This is a genomic window from Stenotrophomonas sp. (assembly GCF_032061965.1).
Classification (GTDB): Bacteria; Pseudomonadota; Gammaproteobacteria; order Xanthomonadales; family Xanthomonadaceae; genus Stenotrophomonas.
The window spans coordinates 14,935-37,392 of record NZ_DAMBEF010000034.1; the positions used below are offsets into that span (position 1 = coordinate 14,935).

The 22,458-nt window shown below is 65.3% G+C and carries 16 protein-coding genes; 5 read left to right on the plus strand and 11 right to left on the minus strand.

What is annotated here, in order from left to right; translation table 11 throughout:
* Nucleotides 1–100 precede the first annotated feature (100 nt).
* From ruvC to RT460_RS15375, 4 genes are all read right to left on the minus strand, one after another.
* Nucleotides 101–622 (minus strand): crossover junction endodeoxyribonuclease RuvC, encoded by a 522-nt coding sequence (ruvC, locus tag RT460_RS15360; protein WP_313319928.1) that lies wholly within the window; start codon nt 620–622, stop codon nt 101–103.
* Between the two features lie 73 nt (nt 623–695).
* Complete coding sequence (locus tag RT460_RS15365; protein WP_313319930.1) at nt 696–1,427, minus strand: YebC/PmpR family DNA-binding transcriptional regulator; 732 nt, start codon at nt 1,425–1,427, stop codon at nt 696–698.
* A 63-nt stretch (nt 1,428–1,490) separates the two neighbouring features.
* Nucleotides 1,491–2,159, minus strand: coding sequence for an alpha/beta fold hydrolase (locus RT460_RS15370; RefSeq protein ID WP_313319932.1), 669 nt, complete (start codon nt 2,157–2,159; stop codon nt 1,491–1,493).
* 36 nt (nt 2,160–2,195) lie between these two features.
* Nucleotides 2,196–5,240 (minus strand): TonB-dependent receptor, encoded by a 3,045-nt coding sequence (locus tag RT460_RS15375; protein WP_313319934.1) that lies wholly within the window; start codon nt 5,238–5,240, stop codon nt 2,196–2,198.
* A gap of 172 nt (nt 5,241–5,412) precedes the next feature.
* On the opposite strand from RT460_RS15375, the gene RT460_RS15380 reads away from it, so the two are divergent.
* Both RT460_RS15380 and RT460_RS15385 read left to right on the plus strand, forming a co-directional pair.
* Nucleotides 5,413–5,952, plus strand: a complete 540-nt coding sequence (locus RT460_RS15380; protein ID WP_313319936.1) for an RNA polymerase sigma factor — start codon at nt 5,413–5,415, stop codon at nt 5,950–5,952.
* Entirely contained in the window at nt 5,949–7,004 is a 1,056-nt protein-coding gene (locus RT460_RS15385; protein ID WP_313319938.1) for a FecR domain-containing protein, read from the plus strand. Before RT460_RS15380 ends, RT460_RS15385 begins: the two co-directional genes overlap by 4 nt.
* 15 nt (nt 7,005–7,019) lie before the next feature.
* Here the strand turns inward: RT460_RS15385 and RT460_RS15390 are convergent, their stop codons facing one another.
* Complete coding sequence (locus RT460_RS15390; RefSeq protein ID WP_313319940.1) at nt 7,020–7,529, minus strand: GNAT family N-acetyltransferase; 510 nt, start codon at nt 7,527–7,529, stop codon at nt 7,020–7,022.
* A gap of 132 nt (nt 7,530–7,661) precedes the next feature.
* Nucleotides 7,662–9,413 carry an aspartate--tRNA ligase gene (aspS, locus tag RT460_RS15395; RefSeq protein ID WP_313319942.1) on the minus strand — a complete coding sequence of 584 codons (1,752 nt, stop codon included), beginning with the start codon at nt 9,411–9,413 and terminating at the stop codon, nt 7,662–7,664.
* Between the two features lie 155 nt (nt 9,414–9,568).
* On the opposite strand from aspS, the gene RT460_RS15400 reads away from it, so the two are divergent.
* Nucleotides 9,569–10,540 (plus strand): DUF3011 domain-containing protein, encoded by a 972-nt coding sequence (locus tag RT460_RS15400; protein WP_313319944.1) that lies wholly within the window; start codon nt 9,569–9,571, stop codon nt 10,538–10,540.
* Between the two features lie 48 nt (nt 10,541–10,588).
* Here the strand turns inward: RT460_RS15400 and RT460_RS15405 are convergent, their stop codons facing one another.
* The 4 genes from RT460_RS15405 to bla all read right to left on the minus strand — a co-directional run bounded on the left by RT460_RS15405 (nt 10,589) and on the right by bla (nt 16,311).
* Nucleotides 10,589–11,200, minus strand: a complete 612-nt coding sequence (locus RT460_RS15405) for a hypothetical protein (protein WP_313319946.1) — start codon at nt 11,198–11,200, stop codon at nt 10,589–10,591.
* A 48-nt stretch (nt 11,201–11,248) separates the two neighbouring features.
* Nucleotides 11,249–14,020, minus strand: a complete 2,772-nt coding sequence (locus tag RT460_RS15410) for a serine/threonine-protein kinase (protein ID WP_313319948.1) — start codon at nt 14,018–14,020, stop codon at nt 11,249–11,251.
* Between the two features lie 72 nt (nt 14,021–14,092).
* Entirely contained in the window at nt 14,093–15,340 is a 1,248-nt protein-coding gene (locus RT460_RS15415; RefSeq protein WP_313319950.1) for a cation:proton antiporter, read from the minus strand.
* A gap of 68 nt (nt 15,341–15,408) precedes the next feature.
* Nucleotides 15,409–16,311, minus strand: a complete 903-nt coding sequence (gene bla / locus RT460_RS15420; RefSeq protein WP_313319952.1) for a class A beta-lactamase — start codon at nt 16,309–16,311, stop codon at nt 15,409–15,411.
* A 166-nt stretch (nt 16,312–16,477) separates the two neighbouring features.
* Here bla and RT460_RS15425 point away from each other — a divergent pair, with 166 nt between their 5' ends.
* On the plus strand, nt 16,478–17,353 hold the full coding sequence (locus RT460_RS15425; protein ID WP_313319954.1) for a LysR family transcriptional regulator: 876 nt from the start codon (nt 16,478–16,480) through the stop codon (nt 17,351–17,353).
* A gap of 270 nt (nt 17,354–17,623) precedes the next feature.
* Here the strand turns inward: RT460_RS15425 and RT460_RS15430 are convergent, their stop codons facing one another.
* Nucleotides 17,624–19,501 (minus strand): ATP-binding cassette domain-containing protein, encoded by a 1,878-nt coding sequence (locus tag RT460_RS15430; RefSeq protein ID WP_313319956.1) that lies wholly within the window; start codon nt 19,499–19,501, stop codon nt 17,624–17,626.
* 311 nt (nt 19,502–19,812) lie between these two features.
* Here RT460_RS15430 and RT460_RS15435 point away from each other — a divergent pair, with 311 nt between their 5' ends.
* Nucleotides 19,813–22,191, plus strand: coding sequence for a TonB-dependent receptor (locus RT460_RS15435; protein WP_313319958.1), 2,379 nt, complete (start codon nt 19,813–19,815; stop codon nt 22,189–22,191).
* Nucleotides 22,192–22,458: the final 267 nt, after the last annotated feature.

The window sequence follows — 22,458 nt, forward strand, 5'->3', positions numbered from 1 at the left end:
TGGAGCAGCCTCGCTTGCGCAGATGCCGCCCCGCGCAGGGCCAAGCCCGGACTGCAGGAACTCATCCCCAATCCCGAATCCCCAATCCCCGCTTCAATAATCATTTCCGGCTCCAAGCCTGACGCACGTCCACGCCCAGCCGGTTGGCGGTGGCGCGCACATGCGCGTGGGTGATGGCCACCGCCAGCGCATCGGCGGCGTCGGCCTGCAATTTGCCCTGCAGGTTGAGCATCAGCCCAACCATATGCTGTACCTGCTGCTTTTCCGCACCACCGCGGCCAACGACCGCCAGCTTGATCTCGGTCGCGGCATACTCGCTGACCGGCAGATCACGCAGTACCACCGCACACAGCGCGGCGCCGCGGGCTTGGCCAAGCTTCAACGCCGAATCGGCGTTCTTGGCCATGAACACCTTCTCGATCGCCACTTCGTGTGGCTGGAACTCTTCGATCAGCGCGTGTAGCCCCTGCGCCAACACCTTCAGCCGCTGCGGGAAATCGGCAGCGCCCAGCAATACCAACGGGCAATGATGGACGTGGCGGGCTCGGCCGTTGGCGTCGATGTCGATGATGCCCACCCCGGTGCGTTGCGAGCCGGGGTCGATGCCAAGGATGCGGGTCATGTCTGGCCTACCAGTAAAAAACGGCGCCCAGCATGACTGCGCGCCGTCTCACCCGGTGGGACCGGGCGGGCCGTCAGGCCCGCTCCAGGCTGGCCTGGTCGACGTTGGAATACACGTCCTGCACGTCGTCCAGGTCCTCGAGCATGTCGAGCAGCTTCTTCACCTGCACCGCGGTATCGGCATCGACGGCAACGTCGTTGTCGGCGCGGAAGGTGATCTCGGCATGGTCGGCGACCAGCTTGGCAGCCTCCATCGCGTCCTTCACCGACTGGAAGGTATCCGGCGCGGTGATCACGTCGATGGCACCGTCTTCCGGATAGACCACGATGTCGTCGGCACCGGCCTCGATCGCCGCTTCGGTGATGGTTTCCTCATCCGCACCGGGGGCGAAACTCAACACGCCCAGGCGCTTGAACATGAAAGCCACCGAACCTTCGGTGCCCATGTTGCCGCCGCACTTGCTGAAGGCATGACGCACGTCGGCCACGGTGCGCACGCGGTTGTCGGTCAGGCAGTCCACGATCACCGCGATACCGCCCGGGGCATAGCCCTCGTAACGGATCTCTTCGTACTCCACGCCTTCCAGCTCACCGGTGGCCTTCTTGATGGCGCGCTCGATGACGTCCTTGGTCATGTTGGCGCTCAGGCCCTTGTCCATGGCCACGCGCAGACGCGGGTTGTTGTTTGGGTCGCCTCCACCACCGCGAGCAGCAACGCTGATCTCACGGATGATCTTGGTGAAAATCTTGCCGCGCTTCGCGTCATTCGCGTTTTTGCGACCTTCGATGGAAGGACCTCGACCCATGGGAATACCGTACATCTGTCAGGAACAGGGCGGTAATTCTACCTGATCCCCCGCCAGTCCCTGTCACGAGGCTGGACTGGCCTGCAGGTCCGGAAAGCGCCCCTGGCGCAGAAACCCGGCGGTCAAACGGGCCACCTGCGGCGACAACACCAGCCCGCTATGGCTGACCGGGACCACGCAGTGGTCGGCCAAGCCCGGCAAACGGGTCTCGGCCAGCCCCACCGTGCCGTCGGAATCACCCTCCAGCGCACCCACCAGGGCGCCCAGCCCATGCGCCACCGAACCGGCGATCAGCCCCACCTCGGCCTGCCCCTGCCACTCCGGCAAACCGTGCTGAAGCAGGCCACCGCTACGCCCCAGCGCCAGTGCCCAACCGTGTTCGGCCATTACCCGGGCGGTGCCACTGCCGCGTAGCGGCGAGCCCAGGCAGACCACCCGCGGCACCTCCAGCTGCGGCGACTGGCGCAGCGCTTCAAGTGCCACCAGACCACCGAGGCTATGCCCGACCAGCGACACCGGTCCCCGCCCCTGCAGGCGCTGCAGCAGTTGCGGCACCGCCACTTCGGGGCCGCCAAATACACTGGGATAACCAAAGGTATCCACCACAAAGCCCTGGCTGCGCAGCCGCCAGGCCAGCGGCAGCAACCAGGAGCGGGTGTTCCAGATGCCATGCAGGATCAGGACGCGGGGGCGCGAGGCGTGGTGCGGGTGCATGCCGGCAGTGTTGACCATTGCGACAGTGGACCACAACCAGTGGCGTACCGGCCTTTAGTCGAAGCTGTAATCCAGCTGCAGCGCGACCTGTCGTCCCACGGCGCCGTACACCTCGTCGTAGAAGTACGGAAATTCGGCATTGCTGCTGTCATGCGGCGGTGGCGTATCAAGCACGTTGTTGACGAACAATGTCACCGCCGCCTGCGCGTTGATGCGCTTGCTGATGGATGCATTCCACAGGAACAGCGCATGCAAGCGCCCATTGCCATCGGCGCGGGGCAGGCTGCCGTAGCGCATGCCGAACAGGTTGGTCGACCAGCCTGCGTTGCCCTGCCAGCCCAAACGGGTGCTGAAGTTGCTGCGAAAGGCAAGGTTTTCGCCGGACTGCCACTGCGCCGGCCGCCATTGATCATGCAGGGTACCCGGTGCTCGCACCCAGCGACGGGCATGCAGCGTGCGCGACCATGCGGCGTGCAGCGTGAACTCCCCAAGCGCAGAGTCGATGCGGGCGTCGACCACGGCATCAATGCCTCGCACGCGCTGGCGGGATTGATTGGCTGCCATGGACTCCACCATCACGATGTGACCCTCACCGTCATCGCCGCTGCGCACGATGCGCGCACGGGCGATGCGGCAGGCCCAGGAGCGCGGGTCCACCGTTGATGGCGTGCCATCCAGGCGCAGGCCCGTCGTGCACTCGGCCTCGTCCCGCAACAACAATGCCGGCGAGATCCGGCCGATGCCGCGATTGTTGCGGATGTCCCAGTAATCCAGGCTCATCGACAACGGTTCGGCCACGTCCCAGACCAAACCCACCGTGCTGGATACGCCGGACTCGGCACCCAGGGTGGGGTTTCGATAGGTTCTGGTCAGGAACTCGCTGGAATACGCACTGCAATCCGGATTGGAACCTGCACGCATGCAGCCAAGCGCGTCCACTGCGGTGCCGAAGCTGCCGCCGCCGTCGGTGTAGACCCAGTGCATGTCCGGCACCTTGAAACTGGTGGCGTGGCTGGCGCGCAGCAGCAGCCGCGTTGTCGGACGCCATTCCAGACCTGCGTTCCAGGTTGGCGCAAGCTTGATCGGGGTGCTGTCGTCATAGTTGTCCAAGCGACCGGCGACGCTGGCCTTGAGGTTACGCAACAGCGGAATGCGGGCCTCGCCGCCAAGTGCATACCGCTTGCGGCTGCCTGCACCGACGCTGCCGGTCAGGTCATACAGGTCCAATTGAAGCGGCAAGACCGAGGGTCGGTTGTGGAGCGCATAACGCTGGCGACTGGCTTCAAGCACCATTGCCACGCCCAGCTTGCCGGCTGCCAACTCGGCGACATCCCCGGACAGCACGTAGCTGGCACTGTCCACCTGGCTGCGTGCACGGAAATGCACGGTGGTGGACAAGGAGCGGTATTCCGCTGCCGTCATCGGGCGGTACCAGTCCGCCAGATTGAGCGGCTGGATCACAACACCATGATCGGTGTATCCCTGCGCAGGCTCGTAGAAGAACGCGTTGACCTGCGCCCCAAGCAAGCGCCGGAAGTCGCGCTGCACCTGATAGTCGGAATGGCCTGCGGTGAAACCCCATTCCAGGCTTTTACCAAGATAGCCGCGCAGCCCGCCGGCCAGATCGGCCATCCGTTCGGCATAGCGATCATTCATCGCAGCCAAGCCGCCCATCTCCCCCGGGGTGAGCACCCGTCGCGGCGAAATCGTACCCAAGCGGGGATCATGCACCTGGTCCACCCTGCCGGTACGGGGACTGTGCGGGCCGGTGATGGTTTCAGCTGCCGTCGCCATGTCACTGCGCGCATGCCAGAGCTGCACGGTCGTCCACAGCTGGATGCCGCCGGACAGATCGCGTTCGCCATGCACGCGTCCGGATACCTCCCGCACGCCATCCGCCAGTGAGGCGTACCCCGCGTTGCGCCAGCTGCCACAGCCTGTGCCGCGCAACCCGTTCGGCGCCGCGCGGTAGTTCCAGTCGACGAACTCGCCCTCCCAGCGATCGCAGACCCCTGCCGGCAACGGCAGCAACGCCCCAGCCTCCCCCTGCAATCCCAAGCCAAGATCCGGTTGCGCGTCGGCGCCGTTGGGGTCCGCGAACTGCAGCTGACGCTGACGCCCGCGCAATAGCTGTTGCTGCGCAAGCTGCACGGAATACTCCACGCGCCAATCCGCGCCACCGAAGCCTGACGCCCATTGCAGGTCGGTGCGGTCCGCGCCGCCTTGCGTGCTGGTGCCGGTCCGCAGCTTCACATGATGACCATCACGCGGCTTTTTGAGCACGATGTTGATCACGCCCGCGATCGCATCGGCGCCATAGATCGCCGATGCCCCGCCGGTCATCACCTCCACCCTGTCCACGCCGGCCAACGGAATACTGCCCAGGCTCTGGAAGTTGCTGCGTCCGTTGGACGGGAAGGGATAGTCCGGCACGCGTCGGCCGTCGACCAGGATCAAGGCCCGGCCGGCCCCCAATCCGCGCAGGTTCAACGGCTGCGCATTCGCGGAGAAACGACCACCTCCGCCTTGCGACTCGGCGCCGTAGTCGCTCATGCCATTGATGGCCAGCGCGTCGGCCAGCGAAAAATGGCCGTCACGCTCCATCTGCTCGGCGCTGATGACCGTCAGTGGCGCCGCGCTTTCAAACCCACTGCGGCGAATGCGCGAGCCGGTGACCTGCAACGATTCCAGTGACGTCGTTGGCGGTGCCTGCAGCCGGGCTTCCGTCTGTCCCGGCGCCACCGTTGCCCTGCGCGCGGGGGCCGGCAGCGGAATGATCGTAATGACTCCCCCCGCTGTCTGCCGGTAACTGAGGCCGCTACCGGCAAGTACCTTCTGCAGCGCCTGGCCGGTCGTGAATTCCCCCTGCAAACGCGGCGCCGTCTTGCCGCGCACCAGCTCCGGCGGAATGAGAAGCTGGATATCCATCGCCTGCGCCAACCGGCTCAAACTCTGGGCCAAGGGGGACGGCGCAATATCCAGCACCCGCTCCCGCGCCTGCGCCATCAGCGCACCCGGCCAGGCAGCCACCACCGCGATCACGGCAACGGCCAGCAGCGCGGCGAAAAAGGGACGAGCGACACGGACGCGGACAGGCAAGCAGGCCGATGCTGGCCGTACCCACGCCATCGCACACACACTGAAGTCCGTTGCCGCCATGGTTATCCTTCCGCCGCCTGCCGTGACGCACGAACGCGAAAATCCCTCATCTGGCACTTCCCTGGGCTGTGCCTCAAGCTGACCCTGCCACATACCCCGAATTCGCAGACAAATGACTGTGCCGCCCCCCAATCACCAGGAACCTGAAGGACCCCGGGACGCGATAACCCTGGCACAGCAGTATCGTCCGCGCTTGGTGCGCTACTTCAAGAACCACCTGAACACCCCCGACGATGCCGAGGACATGGCCCAGGAAACCCTGGTGCGCATGATGCGCGATCCCCAGGCCGGGCGGGTAGCCAATATCGAGGCCTACCTCATGACGATTGCCGGCAACCTGCTGCGCGATCGTTTTCGCCGCGACCGTACCCGCCATGTCAGCCAGCATGTACCCCTGGACGAGAATGTCGAAGGCTGGCCCACCGAAACCGTCAGTGGCGAGCGGGTGTACCAGGACCGGGAGCGCCTGCGTACCTTTGTCAGGCACCTGGACGAACTCCCTCCACGCTGCCAACAGGTATTCCTGCTGAACCGTTATGAAGGCCTGACCTACAGCGCGATTGCCGGGCAACTGGGCATCAGCGTCAGCGCCGTGGAGAAACAGATGATGCGCGCCCTGCTCCACTTCAACACGCGCCTGGAACTGCCATGAAAGACGACGACATGCTGGACCCGATGCACGACGACCAGGACGACGACCTGGACCCCATCCAGGCACAGGCCGCCGCATGGTTCGCACGGCTGCGCGCAGACGATGCCAACAGTGATGACAGGCAGCAGGCCGATGCATGGCTGGCGGCGGCCCCCGAGCATCGCGCCGCCTACCAAAGGCTGCAGCAGCTATGGGCAATGCTGGGCGATTTTGCCGCCAGCGCGGAAGTCGATGCGCGCATGCCAATGGTCGCAGCGGCAGCAGCCCCCGCAGCAGTGCCGCCCCCCCAGCACAGCGGCAGGACAGCGGCCAGTCCGCGCTCTCGGCCGCGCGGCCAACGCGTGCGCTGGTGGGTCGCCAGCGCCGCCGCACTGGCCACCGTCGCCATCGGCTGGAAGCTGCTCGGCCCGACCCTGCCGTCGCCGCAGCAGTACGCCACCGAACCCGGGCAGCAGCGCAGCATCACCCTGGACGATGGCACCGTGGTGGAGCTGGATGCGGCCAGCCGCATGCAGGTCAGCTACAACCGGCAGGAACGCCGTATCGCACTGGAACAGGGCCGGGCCTTCTTCCGCGTGGCCAAGGACCCGCAGCGTCCACTCAGCGTGGACACCGACAGCGGCAGCGTGCGCGCGGTGGGCACGCAGTTCGAGGTTTACCGGCACGACGGCACGGTGTCGGTGGCCTTGTTTGAAGGCAAGGTGCAGCTGCGCCAGCCCGGCAACGACGCACCGGTTGTGGGCGAATTGACGCCCGGCCAGCGCGCGCAACTGCGCAAAACCACGATGACGGTGGAAACCTTTGCCGTGGCCGACGCTCCGGCGTGGACGCACGGTCAACTGGTATTCGAGAACATGACCCTGGCCGAGGCGGTGGCCGAGTTCAACCGCTACGGTGGTACACCGATCCGCGTCACCGACCCGGAACTGCGGCAGCTGAAGGTAAGTGGTGTATTCCGCAGCAACGATGCGCCAGGTTTCCTGGACGCGCTGCACACTGCCTACCAGGTGTCCAGCAACAATGACGGCAAGGAAATCCAGCTGCGCCGCTGAGCGGCGCAGCGCGGCTCAGGCCTGCTGGCGGCGCAGGATGAATTCCTTGTCGCGGGTATTGCCGACCGGGAACTCATAGACGCCGACCTGCTCGAAACCGTGACGGGCATAGAATCGCTGCGCGCCAAAATTTTCCGACCAGACACCGATCCACAACGTGCGTCCTGGCGTCTGCAACCAATCCAGCGCGGCGGCAAACAAGCGGCCGCCATGGCCGCCACTTTGATGAGCGCGCAGCACATACAAGCGCTTCAACTCACCATCGCCCGCCTGCACCTGCACATGCGGCAGGCCACAGGGGCCGGCAAACGCAAAGCCAACGGCCTGGCCATCCACTTCCAGCAACCACGCCGCGTAGTCACCGGACTGCAGCTGCTGGCGCTGCAACGCCACCGGATAGGCGCTGGCGAGATAATCCGCAAGGTCTTCGGGCGGATACAGATGGCCGAACGTCTCCACGAAGGTGCGTTCGGCCAGGGTGCACAGCAGTTCGGCGTCTGCAGAAGTCGCTCGGCGGATGTTCATAAGGCAAGGAACCAGAGATGAGGAACCAGCAACGTAGAGGCGAGCTTGGGCATCCAGGCAATCTTCTGGACTGAAAAACCAGAAACCAGCCAAGCATCATGCTTTCACTGGTTCCTGGTTCCTACCCCCTGGTTACTGGCTCTTGGGCCTGACCTGCACGTGCACTTCAGCCAGCTGCGCGTCGGCGATCGGCGACGGCGCGTCGGTCATCAGGCACTGCGCGCCGGTGGTCTTCGGGAACGGGATCACGTCACGGATGGACTCGGTGCCGGCCATCAGCGCGGCAATACGGTCGATACCGAAGGCGATGCCACCGTGCGGCGGCGCGCCGTAGTTCAGTGCATCCAGCAGGAAGCCGAACTTGGCGCGGGCTTCTTCGGCACCGATGCCGAGCAGCTCGAACACCGCGCTCTGCATTTCCGGGCGATGGATACGGATGGAACCGCCGCCGATCTCGTTGCCGTTGAGCACCATGTCGTAACCACGCGAGACCGCCGTCTTGGCATGCGCGCGCAGTTCGGCCACATCGTCCACCGCCGGGGCGGTGAAGGGGTGATGCAGGGCGACGTAGCGCTGCTCTTCTTCGTCCCATTCAAACATCGGGAAGTCGGTAACCCACAGCGGTGCCCAGCCCTCGCTCACCAGGCCGAAGTCCTTGCCGGCCTTCAGGCGCAGCGCGCCCATGAAGTCGGAGACCTTGTTGTAGGCACCCGCACCGAAGAACACGATGTCGCCGTTGCCGGCGCCAACCTGCTTGAGCAGTGCCGCAAATGCGTCCTCGGCAAAGAACTTCTGGATGGGCGAGCTGATATCGCCGTTGTCGGCGATCTTGATATAGGCCAGACCCTTGGCGCCGTACTTGGCGGCATGGGCGGCATATTCGTCGATCTGCTTGCGGCTGAGCGAGGCGCCGGCCGGGATGCGCAGCGCGGCAACGCGACCATCGGCGTCATTGGCAGCGGCGGTGAACACCGGGAACTCGCTGGCCTTGACCAGCTCGGCCACGTCCACCAGCTCCAGCGCGATGCGCAGGTCCGGCTTGTCCGAGCCATAGCGACGCATCGCCTCGGCCCAGGTCATGCGCGGGAACTGCGCGGCCAGCTCCACGTCCACCACTTCCTTGAAGATGGCGCGGATCATGTTTTCGACGAAATCCTGGATATCGCGCTCGCGGACGAAGGCGAACTCCATGTCCAGCTGGGTGAACTCCAACTGGCGGTCAGCGCGCAGCGCTTCATCGCGGAAGCAGCGGGCGATCTGGTAGTAACGGTCGAAGCCGGCCACCATCAGGATCTGCTTGAACAGCTGCGGGCTCTGCGGCAGGGCGTAGAACTCGCCCGGGTGCATGCGTGCCGGCACCAGGAAGTCGCGAGCGCCTTCCGGGGTGGCCTTGGTCAGGATCGGGGTCTCGATGTCCTGGAAGCCACGCTCGTCCAGATGGCGGCGCAGCGCCTGCACCAGCTTGATGCGGGTGCGCTGCATGCGCTGCATTTCCGGACGGCGCAGGTCCAGGTAACGGTACTTCAGGCGGGTTTCCTCGCCCGGGTTCTCGTGGGCGTGGAACGGCAGCGGCGCGGCCTTGTTGAGCACGGTGATGCGGGTGGCGATCACTTCCACCTTGCCGCTGCGGATCTTGTCGTTGACCGCATGACGCGCCCGCACCACGCCTTCCACCTGCAGCACATCCTCGTAGCCAAGGCTGGCAGCCACGGCGAAGACGTCGGCATTGTCCGGCTCGACGGTGACCTGGACGATGCCTTCGTGATCGCGCAGATCGATGAAGCAGACGCCGCCAAGGTTACGGGCAACGTCGGTCCAGCCGGCGAGGGTCACGGTTTGGCCGATCAGGGTCTCGTCGACCAGGCCGCAGAAATGGGTACGCATGGGAAGCTCCGCAGGGGTCCCGGCACGAAACGGCGCCGGGTAGCCCCGTATTTTGGCGCTGAGCGGGTGCTGGAGCAAATCCGCCGCTCAGTCACGCGGGCTTAAGTGGGATTCCCCCTATAGTTCCGCCACCCAACCTGAACAGGGACGCCGCCATGTACCGATCCTTCCTTATTGCCAGCCTGGGAGCGCTGTTGCCGCTGGCTGCGAGCATTGCCCCTGCGGCGGCCCAGGGTTACCCGCAAGGGGGCTCACAGAACGCCACCGTCCGCTGTGAAAGCCAGGACCAACGTCAACGCGTCTGCCGGACCAACTGGCGTAGCGCGGTCATGGTCCGCCAGCTGTCCCGTGGCGACTGCATCGAAGGCCGCAGCTGGGGCAGCAGCAACGGCGCGGTCTGGGTGAGCAGCGGCTGCCGCGCCGAGTTTGCCGAAGGCCGTGGCGGCTGGGGGGGAAACAACGGCCAGGGCGGCCGGGGCAACAACGGCACCATTCGCTGCGACAGCAACAAGAACCGGCAGCAGGTGTGCAACACCGGTTGGCGTCGCGCAGTGCTGGTGCGCCAGGTCTCCGATACGCGTTGCACCGAAGGCCGCAACTGGGGCAGCAGCAATGGCAGCGTCTGGGTCAGCGGCGGCTGCCGCGCCGAGTTTGCCGAAGCCCGCGGCAACTGGGCCGGCGGCAACGGCAACAACCAGGGTGGCTGGAACAACAACGGGGTGGTTCGCTGCGACAGCAACAACAATCGCCAGCAGGTCTGCAACACCGGCTGGCGTCGCGCCACCCTGCTACGGCAGATATCGGACACCCGCTGCATCGAGGGCCGCAACTGGGGCAGCAGCAACGGCAGCGTCTGGGTCAGCGGCGGCTGTCGTGCGGAGTTCACCCAGGGCCAAGGTGGCTGGGGTGGGAACGGACAAGGCGGCTGGGGCGGTGGCAACTACGTCGTTGATTGCCATAGCAACAGCAACCGACTGAACACCTGCAACTGGGACCGCCGCCAGGGCCGCCCGGTGATCGTCCAGCAGGTCTCCGATACCCGCTGCGTGGAAGGCCGCAACTGGGGCTACAACGGCAACAGCATCTGGGTGAACGGCGGCTGCCGAGCACGCTTTGGCGCGCGCTGAGGCTTCCCGCGACGCCAAACCGAAGGGCGCCTTTCGGCGCCCTTTCCTTTAGTCGCTGCCCCAAGGCGCCGGCGGCAAAGGCACTGGCGTGCGCAGATCGAAGGCGACCTGGAACAGGCGTCCGTCCGGCCGCGACAACTCGTAGATCATTCGCTGGCCCGGTTCGAGCTGCAATGCCCAGGTATTGCGCAAGGAGGCGGTCATGCCCTGCGCCTGGAACATCGCCACCGACGCCGCATCCACCGGAAACTCCTGTCGCTGCGCGGTGCCGGCGCCATCGCTGTCGCCTCCGTAGAGTGTCACCGCATCCGGGCTGCCATCGGCATGGCGGTGGTCATGCTTCAGCCGCAAGCCCTCCGCGGTACGGGTGATCACCCAGGTCCGTGAATGGTCGTCACCCACGTGGAATGGCACCCGCAGCTCCTGGGCTGGCGTGTCGCAGCCGCGCACATGCATGACCAGGGCCTTGCCCTCGAAGGGATCGGGCGTGGCCGAGGCCGGGGTGTTGTGGATCACCTGGCCGGCAAATGCCTGCCCGCAATAGCGGGACAGCGCCGCCATGAACGTGTCCGCCGGCGCCTCGGCGCGGGCAGCGGCAGGACAAAGCGGAAGTGCTGCGAGCAGCAGCAACGGAACGGCGTGACGGAATGAAATATTCATCCTTGGACCGTAGCCGCTGGTGGACTCCCCGGCAAGGCCAATGCCGGGCTAGCTGGCCACCGTCGTCGCACAGGCGTTGTTTGCCAGCAACGCCTGTGCGCGCTGGCGGACGCGGCTGACAGGCAGCAATTGTTGCTCCAGCGCCGGCCACGCCTTGCGCACCGCGAGCCTGGCGTCGTCGCAGCGACCCGCCGCGGCCAGCGCATCTGCATACGCAGCGCGCTGTTGCGCGGTCTCCACCGAGTCTTTGCCAACCTCGGCAACATAGACATCGACCAGCTGCTGCAACGTCCGCGCCGCAGCAGCAAGATCCCCGCCACTGCCCTGACGTTTGGCCAGCACCGCCAGATAACGGCGCTGCACGCGGATGTCACCGCCTTGCAGATGCTGCTTGATGGACGCCAACGCACTGTCTGCCGCCGCCAGATCACCGTGCGCTATCTGCCACTGCGCCCAGATGGCCTCGGCCAACAATCGCCTGGGGTGTTCCGGGGCAACATGCCCTGCCCAGCCTGCGCGGGCGTGCGCGATCAACGGCAACGCCTGTTGCAGATCACCCTCCTCGATCAACAGGCGGGCCAGATTGGCCTCCACCACCCAGACCTGCGGTTCATCCGCGCCCAGCGTCCTGCGCCTGATCTGCAGGCTCCGCTCAAACAGGCTGCGTGCCGTTACCGCATCGCCGCGGGCCTGTTCCAGCCCGGCCAGGTTGTTGAGCGTGATCGCCGCATCCATGGTCTGTGCGACGCCAAGTCCTTCGTACTGCTGCAGCGCCTTACGGTACTCGTCCACCGCCTCGGTGTAGTTGCCCAGGTCCTGCTGCAGCCCGCCGCGTTCGTTGTGGATCATCGCGACGTTGTCATTGACCGCCCCAAACAGATGCAGCGCCAGCGCGAGAACTTCGTCACTGGCAGCAAGCGCCTGGGCATAACGCCCCTGCGCGGCAATCGCGCGCATCAGCGCGTATTGCCCGCCCCACCACTCGGATGTACGCGTGCCCCAAGGCCGGCGCAGTTCCGCGACCTGTCGCAACATCTGCTCGGCCAACACGTAGTCGCCCTTCTCGATATACATCAATGCCTTGTTCTGGATGACCGTGGACTGGCGCAACGCATTGCTGTGCAGGCCCGCATGCATCGCCAGTGCCTGGTCGAATGCCTTGGCCGAGTCATCGAAACGACGCTGCGCACTCAATGCCAACCCCAGCGAGTTGTAAGCCTGGGCAACGCGCAGCTGCGAGGGCGCGGGAGCGCGCAATGCCAGCGCCTGGCGGGCAAAGCTTTCGGATTCCTCGCCACGCTGCTGGTTGGCCAGCAAGGTCGACAACTCGTTCAGCGATACTGCGGCGATATCGCGGCTACCGGGGCCCGCCGCCCGCAACACCGGGATGGCGGCGCGATACAGCGGTTCGGCTGCGCCGCCCTCGCCGATGTTCTGGAACGCCTGCGCCAGCACCGACTGCAAGCGCGCCTTGACCAATGGCGAGGTCCACTGCTGCTGCTCGATGCGTTCGCGGCTGGCCTCCAGCACTTCGCGCGCGGTGACTTCGCTGCTACCGCGCAGCTGGCCCTTGCGCGGGTTGGCCGCGTCGAACGCAGACACCAGGAAGTCACTGACCTCCTGCGCCACCTGCGCTTCCTGCTCAGCCTGCATACGGGCCTGCTGCAGACGCCACACGAACCAGGCCGCCAGCAGCAGCACTACGAGCAGCATGCCGACACCCTTCCAGTTCCGCTGCAACCAGCGACCCGTGCGGTACAAACGGCCGCCATTGCGCGCCTGCACCGGCCGACGTTGCTGATGGCGCTGGAGGTCGGCCACCATCGCCTCGACCGAGGGATAGCGCTGTTCCGGATCAAGCGCCCCGGCACGTACCACGATCGCATCCAGATCCCCGCGCAAGCGATTGCGCCAAGCGCAATCCAGCCCCGCCCGCGCGCTTGGCGCGGTGACAGCGTGGCCGGCATCGCTGCCGTCCCTGCGCCCACGCTTGCCGGCGACCAGTTCCCCCAGCAGCGCGCCCAGGCTGAACACATCGCTGACCACACCGCTGGCCTGCCCGGCCTGCAACTCGGGCGCCGCATAGGCCGGCGTGAAAAAGCCTGCGCGAACGCCTGCGGAGGTGTCGTCCAGCAGGCGCGAGACGCCAAAATCCAGCAGCACCGGCTCACCATCGGCGCGAACCAGGATGTTGGACGGCTTCAGGTCGCAATGCAGGACCAGCCGCGCATGCGCAGCCTGTACCGCGCCGCAGACCTTGAGGAACAGCGCCAGCCGCTCCACCAGATCCAGGCCCTGCTGCGCACAGTAGGTATCCAACGGCTGGCCGCGGATGTATTCCATCACCAGGTAGGGATTGCCGGCCGGCGTGGTGCCGCCGTCGTACAGGCGCGCGATGTTGGGGTGCTGCAACCCGGCCAGGATGCGCCGCTCCTCGGCCAGCCGTTCTGCCGCGCGCACGCCTGGCTGGCCCTGCAGGAACTTGATGGCCACCTCCTGCGCATACAGGCCGTCGGCACGTTCGGCACGGAAAACCACGCCCATGCCGCCACTGGCCAGACGCTGGCACAAACGCCATGGTCCAACCGTGTCACCTTCGTTCAATTCCGATTCCAGCCCCCCGCCGAGCATCCGTTCGAGCGGCGCCTGTGCGCTGCCCAGTTCGCGGGTCTGCGCGTGCAGCAGCTCCAGCGTTTCAGCAATGACCGCCGGGTCCGCACTCAGGCGCGCCAGCTCACTGCGCCAATGCGCCGGATCGGTGTCGCACACCGCATCGAACAGCTCCCGCACCTGTCGCCAGCCTTCCCGGTCCACCACCATCCCCTATCCCCAAAACACACTGCTGTAGTTTGCGGTCAGGATGATAACGGCGTGCATGACGCCAAAATGCTCTTACGTTGCCGACATTTCCGGTTTATCAGACGCAGTACCCGGTGCACTGACGGGCGCCGCCTCATCTCTTACGGCAAGGTCGGCATGTGCAGCTTCGGCCTGCGCCATCTCATTCTGCAGCGGATCCACGTCCATCGGCCGACGGAACACCAGCGAAGGCAGCAAGGTCGTCAGCGCTGCGTATAGCAACAGGGCGCCGAACAGCACCGGCGAGATGGCAAAGCGCTCGCGCATGATCGCCGCCAGCACCAGGGTGAAGATCAATGTCGGCGACAGCGCCAAGGCCACCCGCAGGCTGGAACGGAAGCTCTCGCCAAACATCAAGCGCCGCTGCAGCCAGACCACCGCGATACGCAGCGGCAACACCACCAATGTGATCACCAACCCCAGACCCAGCGCCTCGAAGCTCAAGGCTTCGGCCGGGACCTTGGTGCCGGCGTTGAAGAAGTAGAACGGCACGAAGAACGAGGCGAACAGACGCAGTGCGTGCAGGTTTTCATGCGAGGCCAACGACGGCATGCGCTGCTGCAGCAGGCGCGCCACCAGGCCAGCAATGAACGCGCCCACCAGGTAATACACACCGAGCACGTAGGTGATATAGGCCGCCAGCATGCCGACCATCACCAACAACGAGAATTCCGATCCCGGTGCATGCGGCGCCACCCAGCGTCCCAACGCGATGAACAACAAGGGCAGCCCCACCATCATCGCCAGCAGCGCCAGGCTGGACAGCGCCATATGCGTGGGGTCACCGGCCTGCAGCACCACGAACAAGGCCGCAAGGGCCAGCAGTTCGCCGGCGATGGCCTTGCTGCTGACCCAGAAACGTTCAGCATCATCCAGCCCAAGCTGCGACAACGAATCCATGATGAAGCCGGTGGAAGGCGTGAGCAGGGCCAGCGCCAGCAGCGCAGCCGCCTGCCACGGCAGGCCGGCATAGTGCCAGGCCAGCCAGGCCACCCCGGTGAGCGTGGCACTGCGGATCAGCAGGTGGGTCAGCAGGGGCCACATGCCCTTGCGCAGATCGGCCAGATCCACCTCCAGGCCGGCGAACAGGAACAGCGAGGAGATACCCAGCGTCGCCAACAGGCTGACCACCGGGTCATGCGCGCTGTCGCCCAGCCACAGCATTGCGCTGATGCCGAACACCAGGCAGGTCAACGGTGCGGGAATGCTGAAACGTTGCAGCGCGCGCGGGATTACCAGCAACGCGAAGATCAGCAGCAGATAGATCAGTTCCTTGCTCATACGTCTGTTTCCTGTGGACCGGAGGGATGTGGCACCTCCGGTCCGCCGGCTGACGAGCAAAGCCGCTGTCAGCGCAGTCGGGCCCCGGCAAGCTCCCCAACGCGGCGCAGGATGTCATTGCGGCCGTCATCATCCAGTGCAGAACCCTGCAGGTAACTGACCAGCAGCCAGGGCGTGCCATCACCCAGCGGCCACAGCACGGCGATGTCGTTGGTGGTGTCCTTGCCATTGCTGCCGGTCTTGTCACCTACCCGCCAGCCTTGCGGCAGGCCCGCGCGCAGGCGCGCGTCGCCGGTCTGGTTGTCGATCAGCCAATCGGCGAGTTGCTGGCGCGCCGCCGTGCCGAGTACGTCACCCAGCACGAAGTGCTGCAAATTGCCTGCCATTGCCGCCGGGCTGGTGGTGTCGCGCGGATCGCCAGCGGCGAAGCGATTGAGCTCGGGCTCATTGCGAGCGCTCAGGGTGATGCGGTCGCCGTGCTCGCGCAGGAAGCGGGTGAGTCCTTCCGGCCCACCGACCAAGGGCAGCAGCAGGTTGGCCGCGGTGTTGTCGCTGACGATCATCGTCGCCCGGCACAGGTCACGCACGGTCATGTCCTTGCCGACATGGCGTTCGCTGAAAGGCGAATGGTCGATGATGTCGGCCCGCCTGACCGCCACGCGCTGGTCCAGGGACAACTGGCCCGCCTGGGCGTGGCGCAGGATGGCCGCCGCCAGCGGAAACTTGACCGTGCTGCACATCGGGAAGCGCTCATCCATGCGATGGCCGTAACGCGCGCCGCTGCCGGGGTTCCACAGGCAAACGCCAAGACGGCCGCCGCTGGCTGTCTCCAGCGCGGCGAAGTCCCCCGCCTCCGCCGGGCCCGTGCCGGTGGACGGCGGCATGGCCGCGCTACGCGCCAGCGCTGCGGGCACCAGTGCAGTGGCGACGGCAGCAGCGCCGAATGTGAGGAACTGACGACGAGCAAGCATGGCAACTCTCCTTGGCGTGATGCAGCCGATCTTGGCGGGCAAGGCGGCGCCCAACCATCGCGAAGATTCATCGGGAGCCATTAGATAAATTTGCAGATAAACGTAAAATACGGCATGGAAAGCGGAAATAATGCGCTCGCCCATCAACTTTCGTCATGACCAGTCCATGATCCGCCCCCAGCTCCCACTCAACGCCCTGCGCGCCTTCGAGGCCGCCGCCCGCCATCTCAACTTCACCCGGGCGGCATTGGAGCTATGTGTCAGCCAGGCAGCGCTGAGCCACCAGATCCGCGGCCTGGAAGACCGCCTGCAGGTCAGCCTGTTCCATCGATTGCCACGCGGGGTAGCGCTTACCGACGAGGGCGCGGCGCTGTATCCGGTGCTGACCGAAAGTTTTGACCGCATGGCGATCGCGCTGGATCGCTTCACCGGTGGCCGCTTCCGTGAAGTGCTCACCGTGGGCGTGGTCGGCACCTTTGCCACCGGCTGGCTGCTGCCGCGCCTGGCGGCGTTCGAGAGCGCACATCCGGATATCGAACTGCGCGTGCAGACCCACAACAACCGCATCGATCTGGCCGGCGAAGGCCTGGACCTGGCCATCCGCTTTGGCGACGGTGACTGGCAAGGGCAGGACTGCGTGCCAATCGTGGATACACCGTTCGCGCCGCTATGCGCGCCGGCCGTTGCGCGACGACTGCGGCAGCCGCGCGATCTGGGCAACGTGCCGTTGCTGCGTTCCTACCGCAACGACGAGTGGCCGCGCTGGCTGGAGCTGGCCGGTATCAGCGGGGTCGAAGCACGTGGCACGGTGTTTGATTCGTCCCTGACCCTGGCCAGTGCGGCCGCCGCCGGGGCGGGCGTGGCGCTGCTGCCATTACGCATGTTCGAACAGGATCTTGCCGAAGGACGCTTGCTGCAGCCGTTCGCGCCGACCCTGTCGTTGGGCCGGTACTGGTTGACGCGCCTGCGTTCGCGGCAGGAGCGCGAGGCCTTGAAGCGATTCCGGGTGTGGCTGCAGGCGCAAGGTGGCCTGGATTTGTAGTGCCGAGCCATGCTCGGCAAAAGCACCCTGTAGTGCCGAGCCATGCTCGGCAGGGGCTTCACCGGTAACGCCCCAGCCGAGCATGGCTCGGCTCTACAGAGAGAATTCCGGCGTTGCAGGCTCACACCGCTCCACAAACGAAGCGGCCCTGTAGTGCCGAGCCATGCTCGGCAGGGGCTTCACCGGTAACGCCTCAGCCGAGCATGGCTCGGCTCTACAGAGAGAATTCCGGCATTGTCGGCTTCGCGGCTTACGCCGCTCCGACAAGGCTCAGTCCTCCAACATCTCCATCCACGCTGCCTCGGCCTGCTCCAGCTGCTGTGCCAGCACTTCGCGCTCACTGCCGAGCTTGGCCATTTTGGCGGCGTCCGCGTAGTTGCCCGAATCGGCCAGCTGCGCATCCACCTCCGCCAGCGACGCACCCAGCTGCTCGACCTTCTTCTCGGCCGCTTCCAGCTTGTGCGGGTTGACCGGCTTCTTGTTCGAAGCCGGCTTGGCCGGGGCGACCTGCGCAACCGGCGCAGCTGCCGCCGGCTTTTCCTGCCGGTCGTTCTTGTTGCGCGAACCCTGCGCGCTGGCGCGGGTACGCAACCATTGCGCGTATTCGTCCAGGTCGCCGGCAAACGGCTCGACCACGCCATCGGCCACGCGCCAGAACGTATCGCAGACCAGGCCAATCAGGTGGCGATCATGCGACACCATCACGATCGCACCTTCAAACAGCGCCAGCGCTTCGGCCAGGGCCTCGCGCATTTCCAGATCAAGGTGGTTGGTCGGTTCGTCGAGCAGCAGCACGTTCGGCTGCTGCCAGGCGATCAACGCCAGCGCCAGACGCGCACGCTCGCCGCCGGAGAAACCATCAACCGTCTCGAACGCACGGTCACCCGGGAAATTCCACTTGCCGAGGAAATCGCGGAACGACTGATTCACACCGTCCGGTGAAATTTCGCGGAAGTGATCCATCGGCGTCATGCCGGCATGCAGCGACTCCACCGTGTGCTGGGCGAAGTAACCGATCTGCAGGTCCGGGTGTGCCATGCGGTCACCGCCCAGCAGGGGCAGGTCGCCCACCAGCGATTTCACCAGCGTGGTCTTGCCGGCGCCGTTCGGGCCGAGCAGGCCCACGCGCTGGCCGGCTTCCAGGCCGAAACCGACGTTATCCAGGATCACCGCATCCGGGCCGTAACCGGCGGTTACGTCGTTGAGGCGGATCAGCGAGAACGGCAGCTTGGCCGGCGGCGAGAACTCGATGCGGAACTCGCGCTCGGCACGCACCGCTTCGGTGCCGGCCATCTTGGCCAGGCGCTTCATGCGGCTCTGCGCCTGGGTAGCCTTGCTGGCCTGCGCCTTGAAGCGATCGATGAAGCTCTGCAGATGTGCGCGCTCGGCCTGTTCCTTTTCGTGCGCGATCTGCTGCTGGCGCAGGTGCTCGGCACGCTGGCGCTCGAAGTCGGTATAGCCGCCGGGATACAGCTTGGCCGAGCCACCGTGCAGGTGCAGGGTATGGGTGGCGACGTTGTCGAGGAACTCGCGGTCATGCGAGATCAGCAGCAAGGTGCCCGGGTACTTCAGCAGCCACTGTTCCAGCCAGTACACCGCGTCCAGATCCAAGTGGTTGGTCGGTTCGTCGAGCAGCAGCAGGTCGCTGGGCATCATCAGCGCGCGGGCAAGGTTCAAGCGCGCACGCCAACCACCGGAGAACGCGGACACCGGGCGGTCGTGCGTCTCGGCCGGGAAGCCCAGGCCGTGCAGCAACTTGCCGGCGCGCGCTTCGGCGTCATAGGCGCCCAGCTCGGCCATCTTCTGGTGGGCGTTGGCAACGGCCTCCCAGTCTTCGCGTTCGGCGGCAGCGGCTTCTTCCTTCAATACCTCGGCCACCACGTCATCGCCGCCCAGGACGAAATCGATGGCGCGGTCGGGCAATGCAGGCGTTTCCTGGGCCACGTCGGCGATGCGGATCTTGCCGGGCAGGGACACGTCGCCCTTGTCGGCTTCCAGTTCGCCACGCACGGCGGCAAACAGGCTGGATTTACCTGCGCCATTACGGCCCACCACGCCTACGCGATAGCCGGCATGCAGGGTGAGGTCTACGTTGGACAACAGCAGGCGCTCGCCCCGGCGAAGGGCGAAATTACGAAGGGAAATCATGAATGGGTCCGTTATAACGAAAAGGAATGAGCATGTGAGCAGCATTCCTGCGACGTAATTCTAACGTTAACCAATACTTGACTCACCTCCCGTAGTCGCACGCGCAGTAACGGCGTTTTCCTACAGGACATAAAAACTCGCATAGCCAAATCGCCCTTGCTGAACTGAAAAAGCTTTCAAAAGCAACAATTTAGCTGAATCGTCCGGTTTGACACGAGGTTAAAAACCCATTAATTGGTAATGGCGCACCGCAACAGCCGCGAACCCCACGCGCCGCCGATGCCGCCACTCAATACCGGAGCTGCAACCTGATGAACCGCAAGTCCAGCACTCTCGCCGTCGCCATTGCTCTCGTACTTGGCGCCCCGGCCCTCCCCGCCCTGGCCCAGTCCAGCGCCAATACCCTGGATACCGTGATCGTTACCGGTACCCGCGTGGCCGACCGTACCGTGGCCGAATCGCAGTCGCCAATCGACATCATCACCCCGGAAGTCCTGCAGTCCACCGGCACTTCCGAGCTGGCTACCGCGCTGTCGCGCGCCCTGCCCTCGCTGAACTTCCCGCGCCCGGCCCTCACCGACGGCACCAGCGGCATCCGCCCGGCACAGCTGCGCGGCCTGTCCCCGGACCAGGTGCTGGTATTGGTCAACGGCAAGCGCCGCCATACCTCGGCCATGATCAACGTCAACGGCAGCATCGGCCGCGGCGCATCGGCCGTGGACATCAACGCCATTCCGATCGCCGCCATCGAGCGCGTGGAAGTGCTGCGTGACGGCGCCTCGGCCCAGTACGGCTCCGACGCCATCGCCGGCGTGGTCAACATCGTGCTCAAGGGCAGCGGCGAAGGCGGCAGCCTGGCCGTGGACTACGGCCAGTACTCGGCTGGCGACGGCAACAAGTACCAGCTCTCCGGCGACACCGGCGTCAGCTTCGCCGACGGCCGTGGCAGCCTGCACCTGGCTGGCCAGATCAGCCAGCAGGACGAGAGCAACCGCGCCGGCCCCTACCAGGGCACCGCGCCCAACACCGGCAACTTCCCGGACATCGGCGAGAAAACCTTTGTCGTCGGCGACCCGCGCGTGGATGCCACCGCTGCCTCGGCCAACCTGAACTTCAATTTCAGCGACAACATCACCGGCTATGCCAACGCCCTGCTGAGCAACCGCGACATCACCTCGTTCGCGTTCTACCGCTCGCCCAACCACAGCGGCCAGAGCGCCTTGCTGGCCCAGCTCTACCCGAACGGCTACGTGCCGCAGATCAACCAGTACTCCAAGGACCGCTCCGTGGTTGCCGGCGTCAAGGGCAACACCGAGAACGGCTGGACCTGGGACGTCAGCGTCAACCACGGTGAAAACACCCTGGATTTCCACACCCGCAACAGCATCAACTACAGCCTGGGTGCAACCAGCCCGAGTTCGTTCTACGACGGCACGTTGAAGTACCAGCAGGACATCTTCAATGCCGACTTCACCAAGGCGCTGGATTGGGGCCTGGCCTATCCGGTCACGCTGTCCTTCGGTGGTGAATACCGCCGCGAGAAGTGGGAGCAGACCGCAGGCGAACTGAACTCCTACACCGGCAGCGGCGCGCAGGGTTTCGGCGGTTTCACCCCGATCAACGAAGTGCACAATGACCGTGACAACTACGCGGTATATGCCGGCCTTGAAGCCGACCTCACCGACAAGTTCTCCGCTGGCCTGACCGGCCGCTACGAAGACTATTCGGACTTCGGTGACAAGTTCTCCGGCAAGCTGTCGGCCCGTTATGCCTTCACCGACAAGGTCGCGCTGCGCGCCACCGCTTCCAGCGGCTTCCGTGCGCCGTCTCTGGCACAGCAGAGCTACCAGGCGGTGACCAGCTCGATCACTGATGGCGTGTTCTATGAAAAGGGCACCTTCCCGACCACCAGCGCTGCTGCCCAGGCCCTGGGTGCGGCACCGCTGAAGGCTGAGTCTTCTACCTCCTACAGCGTTGGCCTCGTGCTGCAACCGGTGGATCGCCTGTACGTCACCGTCGATGCCTACCAGATCGACATCGACGACCGCATCGTGCTGTCCTCCAACATCAACACCACCCCGGCCGCCGCCGCGCTGCTGTCCGATCTGGGCCTGCAGCAGGTTACCCAGTTCGCCTACTTCACCAACGGCCTGGACACCCGTACCCGCGGCGTGGACTTCGTTTCCAGCTACACCATTCCGTTCAGCGCCAGCAGCCTGGAACTGACCGCGGCGTACAGCTACAACGAAACCGAAGTGAAGAAGTTCAGCGCCTCGCCGGCGGTGTTCTCGGCACTGGGCATCACCCAATCGCTGATCGGCCGCGATGAAATCGGCCGCATCGAGGACAGCTTCCCCAGCGACAAGGGCATCCTCAGCGGGACCTGGCGTTCGGACCGTTGGGAGCTGGGCCTGTCGGCCACCCGCTACGGCAGCTTCACCGTGCGCAATTCGGCCAGTGCGGCCCGCGACCAGACCTACGACGCCAAGTGGATTGTCGATGCATCGGCCAGCTTCAAGCCCAGCGAGAGCTGGAAGCTCACCGTCGGCGCCGACAATCTGCTGAACGAATACCCGGACCGCGTGCAGAACGAACTGAATTCCACCTACGGCATGATGCCGTACAGCAACTACTCGCCGTTCGGCTTCAACGGCGCTTACGTCTACGGCCGCATCAGCTACACCTGGTAAAACTGGTTTGACGTCGTGAAAGGAAGATGCCCCGGGAAACCGGGGCATTTTTTTCTTTGCCAACGACATGTAGTGCCGAGCCATGCTCGGCAGAAGCTTTCCCGATAACCCACTCCGCATGGCTCGGCTCCACCAAAGGCTCCGCGCGAAGAGCCCCGGGTGCGCTGCGCTTACCCGGGCTACGGCGCTGTCCGGCGAAGCCACCAGCATGTAGTGCCGAGCCATGCTCGGCAGAAGCTTTCCCGATAGCCCAACCCAGCATGGCTC